The sequence below is a fragment of the Microbacterium sp. 13-71-7 genome (assembly GCF_002257455.1).
Lineage (GTDB): Bacteria > Actinomycetota > Actinomycetes > Actinomycetales > Microbacteriaceae > Microbacterium.
In genome coordinates, this window is record NZ_NCKN01000091.1 from 1 (window position 1) to 14,644 (window position 14,644).

Sequence of the window (14,644 nt, forward strand, 5' to 3'; positions counted from 1 at the left end):
TGGCGCTGATCGCCGCGGTCTACTACTGGTGGCCGAAGTGGACCGGCCGCATGCTCAACGAGCGCCTCGGCTACGTGCACTTCTGGATGCTGTTCATCGGCTTCCACATGACGTTCCTCATCCAGCACTGGCTGGGCGTCGACGGCATGCCGCGTCGTTACGCCGACTACTCGGCATACGACAACTGGACCTGGGAGAACCAGGTCTCGACGATCGGCGCCATCATCCTCGGCGCGTCGATGCTGCCGTTCTTCCTGAACGTGTGGCTGACCGCGCGCAAGGCGCCCAAGGTGACCGTGAACGACCCGTGGGGCTACGGCGCTTCGCTCGAGTGGGCGACGTCCTGCCCGCCGCCGCGTCACAACTTCACGTCGATCCCGCGGATCCGCAGCGAGCGTCCGGCATTCGACCTCAACCACCCGGAGGCCGCAGAGCAGCCGGTTGCCGCGGCCGCCGGCGGAAAGGCCCACTGACCCATGCGCGACAACATCGTTCTCTGGTGGATCCTCACCGTCTTCTTCGCCTTCGTCGGCGTGACCTACACGGTCTGGAACCTGGTCGCGCACGCCGGTGAGCCGCCCGTGAGGGCGATCGAGTGGGTCGGCACCGTCGCCCTGTTCTTCGCCGCGTTCATGGGCGCGATGATCGCGTTCTACCTCGGCCGTACGCACAAGGCCCAGGGCGGCTCGCTCCCCGAGGACATCCTCACGAGCGACATCGACGACGGCGACCCCGAGCTCGGCGAGTTCAGCCCGTGGTCGTGGTGGCCGATCGTGCTCGCCGGTGCGGCTGCCGTCGGGATGATCGCACTAGCCGTGGGAGTGTTCCTCTTCCCGGTCGCGCTGGCCATCTTCGTGGTCGCGATCGTCGGCTGGGTCTACGAGTACTACCGCGGTCACTTCGCCCGCTGAGTCCTTCTTCACGAGGCCCCTGGAGCTCTTGCTCCGGGGGCCTCGTCCTTTGTCCTCGTGGGATCCTCGTCGCCGTTCTTCGGGGAGGCCGCCAAGGTTCTGGTTGACCCTCCTGTTACAGGAGACGGGATGCTGGAGTCATGTTGAAGATCGGCGAGTTCGCAGGACTGACCGGACTGAGCGTCAAGGCGCTACGTCACTACGACGAAACCGGCGTGCTCGCCCCCGCCGACATCGATGTGCGCTCCGAGTATCGGCTCTACTCGGAGGGGCAGGTGCGGGCCGGCGTGACGATCCGCGCTCTCAGGGACGCCGGCGTACCGTTGCCCGCAGTTTCTATAATGGGCGCAGGCGCGAGCGCCGAGCGGGTGCTCGAGTGTCATCGGATCCGCGTTCTTGCGCAGCGCGAGAAAGAGGACCGCGCGTACCTCGACGCGACAGGTCTGCTACGTGCGCTCGCCACGCCGATCGTCGTCGCCGAGCGGAGGATGCCGGCTCAGCACTTTGTGGGACAAGCCATCAGCGTCGCCGTCGACGATGCCGACGGCCTCTCGGACGATGATGCGAACGAGGTGCTCGGTGCATTGTTCGCGCGACTCCACGCCGCGGACATCGAGCCCAGCGGCCGGTTCTGGACGGCATTGGGTGCGGGCGATCGAGGGGCTGTCGAAGTGGCGTGCTGCTGGGCGACTTCGGCTGACGTGCCCGAGGAGATACGTGGGCCCGAGAGCTTCTCCGCTGTGCTCCCCGCCCGGACGGAACTCGTTGTCACGTGGCGTCCCGCCGACGACGAGCGGTTCCCCGCGGGAACGCTCCATCCCGCCGTGGTCGGACTCTTCGACGCGATCGCGGAACGCGGATCCGGGCTCGGCGACGTCGAGGTGCGGCAGACGGTCATCGGCCGGAGCGCGGACGATGACTCCGTCGAGCTCTCGGTGACCGTGTCGCCGTGAAGAGGAGCGGGGGAGGGCGTCCTCGATCTCAGGCGCGGGTGCGGACGCGAGGGACGCCGGTGAGGGGATCGACCGGACGGCGATGCACGCCGTCGGCGTCCTCGACGGGGTAGCCCTCGCGGGCCCAGTACTCGAAGCCGCCGATCATGAGCTTCACGTCATAGCCGAGCTTGGCGAACTCGAGGGCGCCCTTGTCGCCGGCGTTGCATCCGGGGCTCCAGCAGTAGACGACCACGGGCGTGCCCTGGGCGATCTCCTGCGGCGCCCTGGCGGCGATCTCGCTGTAGTGCATGTGGATCGCGTCGACGATCCGCCCCTGAGCCCACGCCTCGTCGCTGCGGACGTCGACGACCGCGATCTGCTGACCGGCCTTCCGGGCGGCGTGCACATCGCTCGCATCGGTCTCGTGGGCGAGCTTGGCGGTGAAGTGGTCCACGGCGGAGATCATGCAGCCAGGCTACTCCGGCGCGCAGGGTGCGAACGACGAAGGCCCCGTCAGCTGACGGGGCCTTCGAACGAAACGGGGGAGCGGACTACTCGCCGCTCTCCTTCGCGGGCAGCGACTCCGGCGCGAGCGCAGAGCTCGGCGTGTTCGGGGTCTCGCTGACACGCGAGTTGTCGGCGGGCACGATCTCGTCCTCGCTCACGCCGGCACGGGTGTGCGACGCCACGATCTCCTCGTGCGCGGACTCGTTCGTGTCGTGCAGCGTGTGACGCTGGTGCGCATCCGCCGCGGTGATCTCAGCCTGCGTGAGCGGGGAGAGGCGGTCCTCGAAGAACCAGCGCGACATGGAGGAGCGCAGGTTCTGCGTCCACGGGATGCGGCCCTTGGCGTTCGGACGGACCACGAGCGGCTCGTACACCTCGGTGTCGATGAGCTTCCAGCGGTCGTACACGTCGACCGGCTTGTGGACCTCGATGTACTCGCCGCCGGGAAGGCGGACGATGCGACCGGACTCGTAGCCGTGCAGCACGATCTCGCGGTCCTTCTTCTGCAGGGCGATGCAGATGCGCTTCGTGACGAAGTAGCTGAGGACCGGGCCGATGAACAGCAGCGCCTGGAGCGTGTGGATCACGCCCTCCATCGTGAGCGAGAAGTGCGTCGCGATCAGGTCGGACGATGCGGCCGCCCACAGCGTCGCGTAGAAGATCACGCCGGCGACGCCGATCGCGGTGCGGGTCGCGGAGGTGCGCGGACGCTGTGCGATGTGGTGCTCGCGCTTGTCGCCGGTCAGCCACGCCTCGATGAAGGGGTAGATGGCGACCAGGACGATGAACAGGCCCAGCACCAGCACCGGGATGATGATCCCGAACGACCAGGTGTGGTCGAGGAACACGACGTCGAGGTTCGACGGCGCCAGACGCAGAGCGCCGTCGGCGAAGCCGATGTACCAGTCCGGCTGCGTTCCCGCGGACACGGGGGACGGGTCGTACGGGCCGTAGTTCCAGATCGGGTTGATCTGGAACAGCGAGGCGATCAGGACGATCACACCGAACGTGATGAACAGGAAGCCGCCCATCTTCGACATGTAGATCGGCATCATCGGGTAGCCCACGACGTTCTCGTCCGTGCGGCCGGGGCCGGCGAACTGCGTGTGCTTGTTGATCACCATCAGCATGAGGTGCAGCACGACCAGCCCGATCACCAGGAGCGGCAGGATCAGGATGTGCAGCGTGTACAGGCGTCCGACGATCTGGTCGCCGGGGAACTCGCCGCCGAACAGCATGAACGAGGTCCAGGTGCCGATCAGGGGGAGGCCCTTGATCATGCCGTCGATGATCCGAAGGCCGTTGCCCGAGAGCAGGTCGTCGGGGAGCGAGTAGCCGGTGAAGCCCTCTGCCATCGCGAGGACGAACAGCACGAAGCCGATCACCCAGTTCAGCTCGCGCGGCTTGCGGAACGCACCCGTGAAGAACACGCGCAGCATGTGCACGCCGATGCCGGCGACGAACGTGAGCGCGGCCCAGTGGTGGATCTGACGGACGAGGAGCCCGCCGCGCAGGTCGAACGAGATGCGCAGGGTCGAGTCGAGCGCCGCGGACATCTCCACACCGCGCATCGGCGCGTAGGCGCCGGCGTAGTGGGTGGGCACCATCGACGCCTGGAAGAAGAACGTCAGGAACGTGCCGGAGAGCAGCACGACGACGAAGCTCCACAGCGCGATCTCGCCGAGCATGAACGACCAGTGATCGGGGAAGATCTTGCGGCCGAGCTCCTTGACGAAGCCGGAGAGGCTCGTCCGCTCATCGATGTAGTTGGAGAGACCGCCGACGAATCGGCCGCCCAGCGGCGCCTCCGAGGGCTTCTCCGAGGATTTCTGCTCGGTAACAGTTGCGGTGCTCAATGACGCTCCCAGAAGCTCGGACCGACGGGTTCGTGGAAATCGCTCTGCGCGACGAGGTAGCCCTCGTCGTCGACGGTGATCGGCAGCTGCGGCAGCGGGCGCGCCGCCGGGCCGAAGATGACCTTGGCGTGCTCGGTCACGTCGAACTGCGACTGGTGGCACGGGCAGAGCAGGTGGTGGGTCTGCTGCTCGTACAGTGCGACGGGGCAGCCGACGTGCGTGCAGACCTTGGAGTAGGCGACGATGCCGTCGTAGGACCAGGTCTTGCGGTCCTCGGCCTCGATGAGCTGCTCGGGGAGCAGACGCATGAGCAGGACGATCGCCTTGGCCTTCTCCTCGAGGTAGCCATCTTCGTGGCCGACCTTGCTGAGCGGCTCGGGGATCACGTGCACGGCCGAGCCGATCGTGATGTCCGCAGCGCGGATCGGAGTGCCGTCGGGGTCGTGCGCCAGGCGCATGCCCTTCTCCCACATGGTGTGCTTCAGCAGCTGCACCGGGTCGCCCGCGATCGGGTTCTCCGCGGTGCTGTGCGGAGCAAGGCCGCGGAAGAGCGCGAGGCCCGGGACGACGGAGGCGACGACCGCGGCGATGAGCGAGTTGCGGATCATCACGCGGCGGCCGAAGCCGGACTCCTCGTTCGCGTCGGCGAACGCCTGGATCGCGGCCTCACGGGTCGAGTCGCGGCCACGGGTGGGGTGGCGGTACTCGATGTGCTCCTTGTCAGCCATGATGGCCTTCGACCAGTGGATCGCACCGATGCCGAGCGCGAGCAGGGCGAGGGCGATCCCGAGGCCGATGAACAGGTTGTTGTAGCGCACGTCGATGAGCGAGCCGCTCTCGATCGGGAACAGCATGTAAGCGGCGACCGCCCAGATGCTGCCCGCGAGCGAGAGGTAGAAGAGCGTGTAGACGGTGCGGACGGCGTGCTTCATCGCCGTCGGGTCCTGGTCCGTGACGCGCTCGCGGTGCGCGGGCAGCCCCGGGTTCTGCGCAGGGTCGCTGACGTCGACGCTCAGCCCGACCGGTGCCTGATAGGTCCGGTCAAGAGCGTGCGGGTCGTCGTGTGCCATGGTTCTCCTCGTACGTTCTTCGATATGCCGGCGTCAGTTGGACTTCGCCGTGATCCACACGGTGATGGCGACCAGTGCGCCGATGCCGAAGATCCAGATGAACAAGCCCTCCGAGACGGGGCCGAGGGATCCGAGATCCATGCCGCCCACCTGGGTCGCCTTCTGCTGGAACAGCAGGGCGGAGATGATGTCGCGCTTGTCCTCTGCCGAAAGGTTCATGTTGCCGAAGACCGGCATGTTCTGCGGGCCGGTGACCATGGCCGCGTACATGTGCAGGGCGCTGGTCTTCATGAGGCCCGGCGCGTACTTGCCCTCGGTCAGCGCACCGCCGGCGCCGGCCACGTTGTGGCACATGGCGCAGTTGATGCGGAACAGCTCGGCGCCGTGCGCGACGTCGCCCTTGCCGTCGAGGATCTTCTCCTCGGGGTAGGTCGGGCCGGGGGCGACCGACTGCACCCAGGCGGCGACGTTCTTGATCTGCTCCTCGGAGAACTGCGGGTGCTTCTGCGGAGCCTGCGGGCCCTGCATCTGCAGCGGCATGCGGCCCGTCGACATCTGGAACTCGACCGCGAGCTCGCCGACGCCGTAGAGGCTCGGTCCGGTGGCGGTGCCCTGCAGGTTCATGCCGTGGCAGGTGGCGCAGTTCGCCTGGAACAGCTTCTGCCCGTCCTCGGTCGAGACCGCGGCGGTGACGGACGCCGGCTCGGTCGCGGCGAACGCCGCACTCGCACCGGCGTAGACGCCGCCGGTGATCATCAGGCCTGCGCCGATCAGCGCCGCGGCAGCCAGGGGGCTGCGGCGGCCGGTACGGCGCTTCTTGTCACGTGCCATGTCGGGAATCCGCTCCGCTTCTTACTTGAGGAAATAGATGACGAAGAACAGCACGATCCAGACGACGTCGACGAAGTGCCAGTAGTAGGACACCACGATGGCGGTCGTCGCCTCCTTGTGCGTGAAGTTCTTGACGGCGAATGCGCGGCCGAGGGTCAGCAGGAACGCGACCAGGCCACCGGTGACGTGCAGGGCGTGGAAGCCGGTGGTGATGTAGAACGCGGAGGCGTAGGAGTCGGCCGAGATCGGCATGCCCTCTGCGACCAGCTGCGAGTACTCCCACACCTGGCCGGACACGAAGAACGCGCCCATCGCGAAGGTCAGCCAGAACCACGGGACCATGCCCCAGCGCTTGCGGCCCTTGTCGTTGACCGACGTGTAGGGCTGCATGCGCTCCGCCGCGAACACGCCCATCTGGCAGGTGAACGAGGACGCCACCAGGACCAGGGTGTTGATCGCCGCGAACGGTACGTTCAGGCTCTCTGTGCGTGATGCCCAGAGCTCCGGAGAGGTGCTGCGCAGGGTGAAGTAGATCGCGAAGAGTCCCGCGAAGAACATCACTTCACTGCCGAGCCAGACAATGGTTCCCACAGCCACCGGGTTGGGGCGCTTGATCGTTCTCGCCACCGGGGCATACGTCGCTGAGGTCGTCACCTGTCCATTATGGCCGATCCTGGACGCCGATTGTCGCACCGGGGGCGGCGGTTCAGCTCGCCCGCGCCTCGGTGCAACCTCGGAACCAGCCGCGAATCCCCTGGGAGACGCGTGGTTGCGGGCGGGGCGGAACCCGTCATCGCGGGGATCACGACTGGATCACATCGCTAGGATCGCTGGCATGGCGGAAGCTCTGACCTGGCCCGATATCCTCTCCACACTGCTCGCGGGGCGTGATCTGAGCGTCTACGAGTCGACCTGGGCGATGCGCCAGGTGATGCGCGGGCAGGCGACCGAGGCGCAACTCGCCGGATTCCTGATCGGCCTCCGCGCGAAGGGCGAGACGATCGACGAGGTCGTCGGCTTCCGCGATGCGATCCTCGAGGCGGCGGTGCCGCTGCCCGTGTCCTCGGACGTGCTCGACATCGTCGGCACGGGCGGGGACCGCATCGGGACCGTGAACGTGTCGACCACGGCGGCCATCATCATCGGCGCGACCGGCATCCCCGTCGTCAAGCACGGCAATCGCGCGGCGAGCTCGTCGTCCGGATCCTCGGACGTCCTCGGCGCCCTGGGTCTCCAGCTGACCCTCGACCCGCAGGCCGTGGCGGAGATCCTCGATCGCACCGGCATCACCTTCGCCTGGGCCGGTGCCTTCCACCCCGGCTTCAAGAACGCGGGCGCCGTCCGCGCGGAGCTCGGTGTGCCGACCGTGTTCAACATGCTCGGCCCGCTCTGCAACCCTGCCCGCGCGGAGGCGAACGCCGTCGGCGTCGCCCAGCTGGACCGCGTGCCGCTCATCACCGGCGTGTTCCGCACCCGCGGCGCCACCGCCCTGGTGTTCCGCGGAGACGACGGACTGGACGAGCTCACGACCACGGGCCACAGCCGCATCTGGGAGGTCACGCGCGGGGACATCCACGAGCACGACCTGGATCCGCGCGATCTGGGCATCCCCCTCGCGGAGCTCGCCGATCTCATCGGCGGCTCGCCCGAGCACAACGCGGGCGTGCTGCGCCGCACGCTGGAGGGCGAGCGCGGCGCCGTGCGCGACATCGTGCTGCTGAACGCCGCGGCCGGCATCGTCGCCTACGAGCTCTCGCACGACCCCGCCCAGGCGCAGGTGCCGATCGTGGAGCGGCTGCGCGCGGCCCTGGCGATCGCCGAGGCCGCGGTCGACGACGGACGCGCGCTGGCGAAGCTGGACGCATGGGTCGCGGCGTCCAAGGAGCTCGCCGCCGTCTGAGCGGTGCGGAGGGGACCGGTATGGATCCGCAGGAGGCGCTGCTCGAGATCGCCCGGCTGCTCGAGCGCGAGCGGGCGTCGCGGTACCGCGCCAAGGCGTTCCGTGCCGCGGCGGCGACCTATGCGGAGCTCCCCGAGGAGGCGAAGTCGGATCTGAACCGGATCCAGCAGGCGAAGGGGATCGGATCCTCGACGTTCGAGGTCATCCGGCAGGCGCTCGAAGGGGAGACGCCGTCCTATCTCGTCGAGCTGCGCGGCGAGGTCGAGCCGGAGATCGCCTCGGAGCTGCGCCCGCGGTTGCGCGGCGATCTGCACGCGCACACCGAATGGTCGGACGGGACGACCCCGATCGAGGCGATGGCGGATGCCGCCCGCGCCCTGGGCCACGAGTACCTCGCGATCACCGACCACTCGCCGCGACTGCGCGTGGCGCGCGGCCTCACGGCGGAGCGGCTGCGCACGCAGCTGCCGCAGGTGCGCGCGCTCAGCGGCGGCGGGCTCACGATGCTCACCGGGATCGAGGTCGACATCCTCGACGACGGGCGCCTCGACCAGGATGACCGGCTGCTCGGCGCGCTGGACGTCGTGGTCGCGTCCGTGCATTCCAAGCTGGCCATGGAGCCGGGCCCGATGACGCGGCGCATGGTCGCCGCGGTCTCGAACCCGCGCGTGAGCGTGCTCGGGCATGTCACGGGACGGCTCGTGCAGGGGGAGCGGGGCACGAGGCCGCCCTCCCGCTTCGACGCGCGGGCGGTCTTCGAGGCGTGCGCGGAGCACGGCGTGGCGGTGGAGATCAACTCCCGTCCGGAGCGGCAGGATCCGCCCGACGGTCTCCTGGCCCTCGCGCTCGAGATCGGCTGCCTGTTCTCGATCGACTCCGACGCGCACGCGCCGGGCCAGCTGTCGCTGCTGGACCACGGCGCCCAGCGCGCCGAGCGCGCCGGAGTCCCCGCGGAGCGGATCGTGACGACCTGGGGTCTCGACCGGCTGCTGCGCTGGGCCGGCTGAGGTCGGGGCGCTTCGCCGTCTGGCACGGATGCAGGATCCGGGCACGGATGCACGAGGGATCCGGCGATCCGGTCGTGCATCCGTGCCATGGTCCTGCAGGTGCACCAGGGACGTGCGGGCGCGCCGTGCGGTGGTCAGGCCGTGCGGCTGAGCGCCTCCAGCGCGCGCGCCATCGACGTGCCGAGGTTCCAGCGCTCCGCGACCCCGACCGCGGCGGCGGTCTCGGCGGCGTCGAGCGGCCGCAGCGGTTCGGTCGGCACGGCGATCGGCAGCGCGGTCGCGACGCGCACCACGGTGGGGGCGACGTCGAGATAGTCGGAGGCGGCGAGGATCTTCTTCGCCACGCCTGCCGACATTCCCTCGGCGCCCTCCGCGGCCGCGCGGATCGCAGTGAGGTCGCCGTGCACGGCGAGGAGGTTCGCGGCGGTCTTCTCGCCGACCCCCGCCACGCCGGGGAGCCCGTCGGAGGCGTCTCCGCGCATCGTGGCGAAGTCGGCGTACTGGCTCGGGAGCACGCCGTACTTGCGCACCACAGCCTCCTCCGTGAGGTCCTCGAGATTGCTCATGCCACGACCCGTGTAGATCACCCTGACGCCGCGGGCGTCGTCCACGAGCTGGAACAGATCTCGGTCCCCGGTGATGATGTCGACGGGCATGTCCGCCACCGTGGCGAGCGTGCCGATCACGTCGTCGGCCTCGTGCTCCGCGACACCGATGACCGGGATGCGCAGGGCCGCGAGGGCCTCGCGGATGATCGGGATCTGCGCCTCGAGCGGATCCGGAACCTCCTCGATGTCGGCGCCGCCGGGGACGACCTCGACGACACGGTGCGCCTTGTAGCTGGGGATGAGGTCGACCCGCCACTGCGGGCGCCAGTCGTCGTCCCAGCACGCGACGAGGTGCGTGGGGCGGTAGGCCGTCACGAGCCTCGCGATCATGTCGAGCAGGCCCCTTGCCGCGTTCACCGAGGTGCCGTCCGGCGCCTTGACCGCGTCCGGCACGCCGTAGAACGCGCGGAAGTAGAGGCTGGCGGTGTCCAGAAGGAGGAGCTTCGGCGCGGCGTCGGTCATGTCCACAGTCTGCCAGCCCCGCCGCCTCAGGCGGGGGTGGGCGCGGACGCGGATCCCCGGGAACACCGCTGCGGGAGGCGGTGTTGCACTCCGTGTGCAGACGGGGCGGACGCCCGGCGGGCCGCGGGGAAACGCGATCACCGGAGCGCTCAGCGACCTGATAGCATGAGGTGTCACCCGTGGGGGCTTCCTCCCGCGTGCGTGACGAACAACACATCCACTTCGCCGCGGCGCGATCCTGTGCTCTGCTGAGAGCGCGCGCCGCAGCCCGAGTATCCATCAACAAGGACAACCCACTACATGACTACCGCAACGGCCGCTCCGGCCACCAAGCAGGTCGCGATCAACGACATCGGATCTGCCGAGGACTTCCTGGCTGCGGTCGAGAAGACCCTGAAGTTCTTCAACGACGGCGACATCATCGAGGGCACGATCGTCAAGATCGACCGCGACGAGGTCCTCCTCGACGTCGGCTACAAGACCGAGGGCGTCATCCCCTCGCGCGAGCTGAGCATCAAGCACGACGTCGACCCCAACGAGGTCGTCTCCGTCGGCGACCAGGTCGAGGCCCTCGTCCTCCAGAAGGAGGACAAGGAAGGCCGTCTGATCCTGTCCAAGAAGCGCGCCCAGTACGAGCGCGCCTGGGGCGACGTGGAGAAGATCAAGGAGAACGACGGCGTCGTCACCGGTCAGGTCATCGAGGTCGTCAAGGGTGGACTCATCGTCGACATCGGCCTCCGCGGCTTCCTGCCGGCCTCGCTCATCGAGCTGCGCCGCGTCCGCGACCTCACGCCGTACCTCGGTCAGGAGCTCGAGGCCAAGATCCTCGAGCTCGACAAGAACCGCAACAACGTGGTCCTCTCGCGCCGCGCCCTGCTCGAGCAGACGCAGTCCGAGTCGCGCACCACGTTCCTCAACAACCTGCACAAGGGTCAGGTCCGCAAGGGCGTCGTGTCGTCGATCGTGAACTTCGGTGCGTTCGTCGACCTCGGCGGTGTGGACGGCCTCGTGCACGTCTCCGAGCTCTCCTGGAAGCACATCGAGCACGCCTCCGAGGTCGTCGAGGTGGGCCAGGAGGTCACCGTCGAGATCCTCGAGGTCGACCTCGACCGCGAGCGCGTCTCCCTGTCGCTGAAGGCGACGCAGGAGGACCCGTGGCAGGTCTTCGCCCGCACCCACGCCATCGGCCAGGTCACCCCGGGCAAGGTCACCAAGCTCGTTCCGTTCGGCGCGTTCGTGCGTGTCGCGGACGGCATCGAGGGCCTCGTGCACATCTCCGAGCTGTCCAGCAAGCATGTCGAGCTGGCCGAGCAGGTCGTCTCGGTGGGCGAAGAGGTCTTCGTCAAGGTCATCGACATCGACCTCGAGCGTCGCCGTATCTCGCTGTCGCTGAAGCAGGCCAACGAGTCGGTCGACCCGTACGGCACCGAGTTCGACCCGGCCCTGTACGGCATGCTCGCCGAGTACGACGAGAACGGCGAGTACAAGTACCCCGAGGGCTTCGACGCCGAGACCGGTGCGTGGAAGGACGGCTTCGACGCCCAGCGCGAGGCATGGGAGCAGGAGTACGCGGCTGCCCAGGCTCGCTGGGAGGCGCACAAGGCTCAGGTCATCAAGGCCGCCGAGGCCGAGGCCGCTGCGGGCGACGACTTCGGCGCGAGCGCCCAGTCGTTCTCGAGCGACTCCACCGGTGCCGGCACGCTGGCCGACGACGAGGCTCTCGCGGCTCTGCGCGAGAAGCTCTCCGGCGGCAACGCGTAAGCATCACCCTTCAGAACGGGCCGTCACCTCGCCTTCGGGCGGGTGGCGGCCCGTTCCGCGTCTGCGGGCGGATCCCGGATCGGGCGGCGGCCCGGCCGGGGCGTCGGCGGGCGGACGTGTGAGGATGGAGGACATGGATCCGATCGCCCCCCGTCCGCCGATCGCGCGACGGCGGATCCGCCGGCCGTGAGCTTCACCGGTCACGCCCCGGGCTCTCGCGCGTACCGGCGGCTCATCCTCGGGCTGTTCTTCGCCGGCATCGCGACGTTCGCCCAGCTGTACGCCCCGCAGGCCGTGCTGCCGCTGCTGGCGAGCGATCTCGCCGTCGATCCTGCGACCGCTGCGCTGAGCGTCTCCGCGGCGACGCTGGGCCTGGCCGCTTCGGTGATCGGCTGGTCGGTCGTCGCCGATCGGATCGGCCGGGTGCCGGCCATGGCGGTCGGGGTCATCGCGGCGACCGCGCTGGGTCTGCTCGCGCCCTTCGCCGGCGGCATCGGCATCCTGCTCGCGCTCCGATGCGCGGAGGGGATCGCGCTGGGCGCGGTGCCCGCCGTCGCCCTCGCCTACCTGGCGGAGGAGGTGGGGCCCCGTCATGCGGCAGCCGCGGCCGGCAGCTACATCGCGGGAACCACGGTCGGCGGGCTGGCGGGCCGGATCGTCTCCGGCCTCGTTGCCGAGGTCGCGGACTGGCGGGCGGGCGTGTGGGCGGCGACCGGCCTGTGCGCGCTCGCGGCCGCGCTGTTCCTCTGGCTCGCGCCGAGATCGCAGGGCTTCGTGCCGATGCGGCTGCGCGCCGAACGCGTGGAGGGCGTGCCGACCCGACTCCTGCGGCTGCTGCGCTCGCCCCGCCAGCTCGCGCTGTACGCGCAGGCCTTCCTGCTGATGGGGGCCTTCGTGGCGGTGTACAACTACCTCGGCTTCCATCTCGCGGCGCCGCCGTTCGCGCTGCCGGCGTGGCTCGTCACGCTGCTGTTCCTCGCGTATCTCGCGGGCACCGCGTCATCGCCCTGGGCCGGGATACTCGCGTCCAGGGTGGGGCGGTACCCCGTCCTGCTGGGGTCGGTCGCCGTGATGGCCGGCGGCGCCGCGCTCATGCTCGCGCCGCTCACGGTCATCGTGCTCGTCGGCTTGCTGCTCTTCACCGGGGGGTTCTTCGGCGCGCACGCGGTGGCGTCTGGCTGGACGCCGGTCGCTGCGCCCGCCGAGAGCCGCGCGCAGGCCTCCTCGCTGTACTACTTCGCGTACTACGCGGGCTCGAGCCTGTTCGGGTGGGCGCTCGGCATCGCGTTCGGCACGGGAGGGTGGGCGTGGTTCGGGGGGATCGTGATCGGCATGTGCGCGTTGGCGGCCCTCGCCGCGACGGTCGCCCTGCGCGCCGCGGATCCGCTGCGGTCCTGAGGGGGCGCGGCGCTGCCCTGCGCCCTGAGCGGTCGCGCGGGAGGGTCGTGCGAGACTGGCAGCATGCCCCTCATCGCGCTCACCGGCGGCATCGCGTCGGGTAAGTCCACGATCGCGGCCCGCCTCGCAGAGCACGGCGCCGTCGTCATCGATGCCGACCGGATCGTCCGCGACGTGCAGGCACCGGGATCGCCCGTGCTCGCGCGCCTCGCGGAGGAGTTCGGCGGCGAGATGATCCAGCCCGACGGCGCCCTCGATCGCGCGCGCCTCGGAGCGCGGGTCTTCGGCGACGCCGAGGCGCTCGGCCGGCTCAACGCCATCGTGCATCCCGCGGTCAAGCAGGAGTCGCAACGCCGGTTCGCGGCCGCACTGGCCGCGGATCCGGCCGCAGTCGTCGTCTACGACGTCCCGCTGCTGGTCGAGGCGCGCGTGGACGATCCCTGGGACCTGATCGTCGTCGCCGACGCGCCCGCGGCGGTGCGCGAGGAACGGCTCGTGCACGAGCGGGGGCTCGATCGCGCCGAGGCGCGGAAGCGGATCGCCTCGCAGGTGCCGGACGACCGGCGCCGGGAGATCGCGGATGTGCTGATCGACACCGCCGGGACTCTCGAGGACACCCTGCGCCAGACGGATGCGCTGTGGGCGCGGCTGCGGATGGAGGCGACCGCGTGACGGACCTGCTGGCGGCGTACGACGCGCAATTGCGGGGAGAGGCGGAGCTGACGGGCGCCGAGGGACTGCGCGTCATCGGTCCCGTCTCCGTGGGGGTGTTCCTCGGCGGCGAGGGCTTCGCGAGCTACGTCGATCTCGCAGGCCTCGGGGAGCGGCGCATCCGCTCGCTGGTGCTCGCGGTGCGCGCGCACTTCGAGGCGCTGCCGGACGTGGGCTCTGCGGAGTGGAAGACCCGCGGACACGACGTCGCGCCAGGGCTGGAGGCCGCGCTGCGGGACGCGGAGTTCGTCCCCGAGGAGGCGGAGTCGGTGATGCTCGGCGAGGCGGCCGCCCTCGCGGCTGATGTGCCGGTGCCGGAGGGCGTGGTGCTGCGCGAGATCCGAGACGAGGCCGACATCGTGGCGATGGAGCGGATGCAGGCTGAGGTGTTCGGGCACGGCGATGGCGACGCGAGAGCGCAGCGCACGATCGCGCGCGTCGCCGCTGGCGACGACGTCGTGCTGTGGGTGGCGGAGGCGCAGGGGCGCGTGATCAGCGCCGGTCGCCTCGAGCCCGTCGCCGGAACCGAGTTCGCGGGCGTATGGGGCGGCGCGACCGTGCCGGAATGGCGTGGGCGCGGCGTGTACCGCGCTCTGACGGCCAAGCGCGCTCAGGCGGCCCTGCACCGGGGGCTGCGGTATCTCCACTCCGACTCGACGGAGTTCTCCCGGCCGATCCTCGAGCGCT

The 14,644-nt window shown here is 69.7% G+C and carries 15 protein-coding genes; 9 read left to right on the forward strand and 6 right to left on the reverse strand.

The annotated features are described in order from the left end of the window. The 3 genes from B7X32_RS10410 to B7X32_RS10420 all read left to right on the forward strand — a co-directional run. Nucleotides 1–473 (forward strand): cbb3-type cytochrome c oxidase subunit I (locus B7X32_RS10410; RefSeq protein WP_292719210.1); only part of this gene is annotated, 473 nt, incomplete at its 5' end. A 3-nt stretch (nucleotides 474–476) separates the two neighbouring features. Then, nucleotides 477–911 (forward strand): cytochrome c oxidase subunit 4, encoded by a 435-nt coding sequence (locus B7X32_RS10415; RefSeq protein ID WP_292719212.1) that lies wholly within the window; start codon nucleotides 477–479, stop codon nucleotides 909–911. Nucleotides 912–1,051: 140 nt separating this feature from the next. Further along, on the forward strand, nucleotides 1,052–1,864 hold the full coding sequence (locus tag B7X32_RS10420) for a MerR family transcriptional regulator (RefSeq protein ID WP_292719214.1): 813 nt from the start codon (nucleotides 1,052–1,054) through the stop codon (nucleotides 1,862–1,864). A gap of 28 nt (nucleotides 1,865–1,892) precedes the next feature. Here B7X32_RS10420 and B7X32_RS10425 read toward each other — a convergent pair whose 3' ends face one another. The 5 genes from B7X32_RS10425 to B7X32_RS10445 all read right to left on the reverse strand — a co-directional run bounded on the left by B7X32_RS10425 (nucleotide 1,893) and on the right by B7X32_RS10445 (nucleotide 6,764). Continuing rightward, nucleotides 1,893–2,312: a rhodanese-like domain-containing protein gene (locus B7X32_RS10425; protein WP_292719216.1), complete on the reverse strand. Its 420-nt coding sequence runs from the start codon at nucleotides 2,310–2,312 to the stop codon at nucleotides 1,893–1,895. A gap of 85 nt (nucleotides 2,313–2,397) precedes the next feature. Continuing rightward, nucleotides 2,398–4,209, reverse strand: a complete 1,812-nt coding sequence (locus tag B7X32_RS10430) for a cytochrome bc complex cytochrome b subunit (protein WP_292719218.1) — start codon at nucleotides 4,207–4,209, stop codon at nucleotides 2,398–2,400. Next, nucleotides 4,206–5,279, reverse strand: a complete 1,074-nt coding sequence (locus B7X32_RS10435) for a Rieske (2Fe-2S) protein (RefSeq protein ID WP_292719220.1) — start codon at nucleotides 5,277–5,279, stop codon at nucleotides 4,206–4,208. Before B7X32_RS10435 ends, B7X32_RS10430 begins: the two co-directional genes overlap by 4 nt. Nucleotides 5,280–5,312: 33 nt before the next feature. Next, nucleotides 5,313–6,110, reverse strand: a complete 798-nt coding sequence (locus B7X32_RS10440) for a cytochrome c (RefSeq protein ID WP_292719222.1) — start codon at nucleotides 6,108–6,110, stop codon at nucleotides 5,313–5,315. 21 nt (nucleotides 6,111–6,131) lie between these two features. Further along, complete coding sequence (locus B7X32_RS10445) at nucleotides 6,132–6,764, reverse strand: heme-copper oxidase subunit III (protein ID WP_292719224.1); 633 nt, start codon at nucleotides 6,762–6,764, stop codon at nucleotides 6,132–6,134. A 181-nt stretch (nucleotides 6,765–6,945) separates the two neighbouring features. Between B7X32_RS10445 and trpD the strand changes: the two genes are divergently transcribed. Both trpD and B7X32_RS10455 read left to right on the forward strand, forming a co-directional pair. After that, nucleotides 6,946–8,010, forward strand: coding sequence for an anthranilate phosphoribosyltransferase (gene trpD, locus B7X32_RS10450; protein ID WP_292719226.1), 1,065 nt, complete (start codon nucleotides 6,946–6,948; stop codon nucleotides 8,008–8,010). A gap of 20 nt (nucleotides 8,011–8,030) precedes the next feature. Next, nucleotides 8,031–9,017, forward strand: a complete 987-nt coding sequence (locus B7X32_RS10455; RefSeq protein WP_292719228.1) for a PHP domain-containing protein — start codon at nucleotides 8,031–8,033, stop codon at nucleotides 9,015–9,017. Nucleotides 9,018–9,151: 134 nt separating this feature from the next. On the opposite strand, the gene B7X32_RS10460 is transcribed toward B7X32_RS10455, so the two are convergent. Beyond that, a complete protein-coding gene (locus B7X32_RS10460) occupies nucleotides 9,152–10,087 on the reverse strand; it encodes a 5'-3' exonuclease (RefSeq protein WP_292719230.1) in 936 nt (311 codons plus the stop codon). 300 nt (nucleotides 10,088–10,387) lie between these two features. Between B7X32_RS10460 and rpsA the strand changes: the two genes are divergently transcribed. The 4 genes from rpsA to B7X32_RS10480 form a co-directional block, all read left to right on the forward strand. Beyond that, nucleotides 10,388–11,848 carry a 30S ribosomal protein S1 gene (gene rpsA / locus B7X32_RS10465; RefSeq protein WP_292719232.1) on the forward strand — a complete coding sequence of 487 codons (1,461 nt, stop codon included), beginning with the start codon at nucleotides 10,388–10,390 and terminating at the stop codon, nucleotides 11,846–11,848. Nucleotides 11,849–12,034: 186 nt separating this feature from the next. Further along, nucleotides 12,035–13,246: an MFS transporter gene (locus B7X32_RS10470; protein WP_292719234.1), complete on the forward strand. Its 1,212-nt coding sequence runs from the start codon at nucleotides 12,035–12,037 to the stop codon at nucleotides 13,244–13,246. A 63-nt stretch (nucleotides 13,247–13,309) separates the two neighbouring features. Next, on the forward strand, nucleotides 13,310–13,918 hold the full coding sequence (gene coaE / locus B7X32_RS10475; RefSeq protein ID WP_292719236.1) for a dephospho-CoA kinase: 609 nt from the start codon (nucleotides 13,310–13,312) through the stop codon (nucleotides 13,916–13,918). After that, nucleotides 13,915–14,644 (forward strand): GNAT family N-acetyltransferase (locus B7X32_RS10480; protein WP_292719239.1); only part of this gene is annotated, 730 nt, incomplete at its 3' end. The genes coaE and B7X32_RS10480, both read left to right, overlap by 4 nt.

Excerpts from the sequence above, each read along its gene's own strand:
- B7X32_RS10420 (WP_292719214.1), top strand. The coding sequence starts at position 1,052 with ATGTTGAAGATCGGCGAGTTCGCAGGACTGACCGGACTGAGCGTCAAG.
- B7X32_RS10435 (WP_292719220.1), bottom strand. The coding sequence starts at position 5,279 with ATGGCACACGACGACCCGCACGCTCTTGACCGGACCTATCAGGCACCG.
- rpsA (WP_292719232.1), top strand. The coding sequence starts at position 10,388 with ATGACTACCGCAACGGCCGCTCCGGCCACCAAGCAGGTCGCGATCAAC.
- coaE (WP_292719236.1), top strand. The coding sequence starts at position 13,310 with ATGCCCCTCATCGCGCTCACCGGCGGCATCGCGTCGGGTAAGTCCACG.
- B7X32_RS10460 (WP_292719230.1), bottom strand. The coding sequence starts at position 10,087 with ATGACCGACGCCGCGCCGAAGCTCCTCCTTCTGGACACCGCCAGCCTC.
- B7X32_RS10440 (WP_292719222.1), bottom strand. The coding sequence starts at position 6,110 with ATGGCACGTGACAAGAAGCGCCGTACCGGCCGCCGCAGCCCCCTGGCT.
- trpD (WP_292719226.1), top strand. The coding sequence starts at position 6,946 with ATGGCGGAAGCTCTGACCTGGCCCGATATCCTCTCCACACTGCTCGCG.
- B7X32_RS10455 (WP_292719228.1), top strand. The coding sequence starts at position 8,031 with ATGGATCCGCAGGAGGCGCTGCTCGAGATCGCCCGGCTGCTCGAGCGC.
- B7X32_RS10415 (WP_292719212.1), top strand. The coding sequence starts at position 477 with ATGCGCGACAACATCGTTCTCTGGTGGATCCTCACCGTCTTCTTCGCC.
- B7X32_RS10425 (WP_292719216.1), bottom strand. The coding sequence starts at position 2,312 with ATGATCTCCGCCGTGGACCACTTCACCGCCAAGCTCGCCCACGAGACC.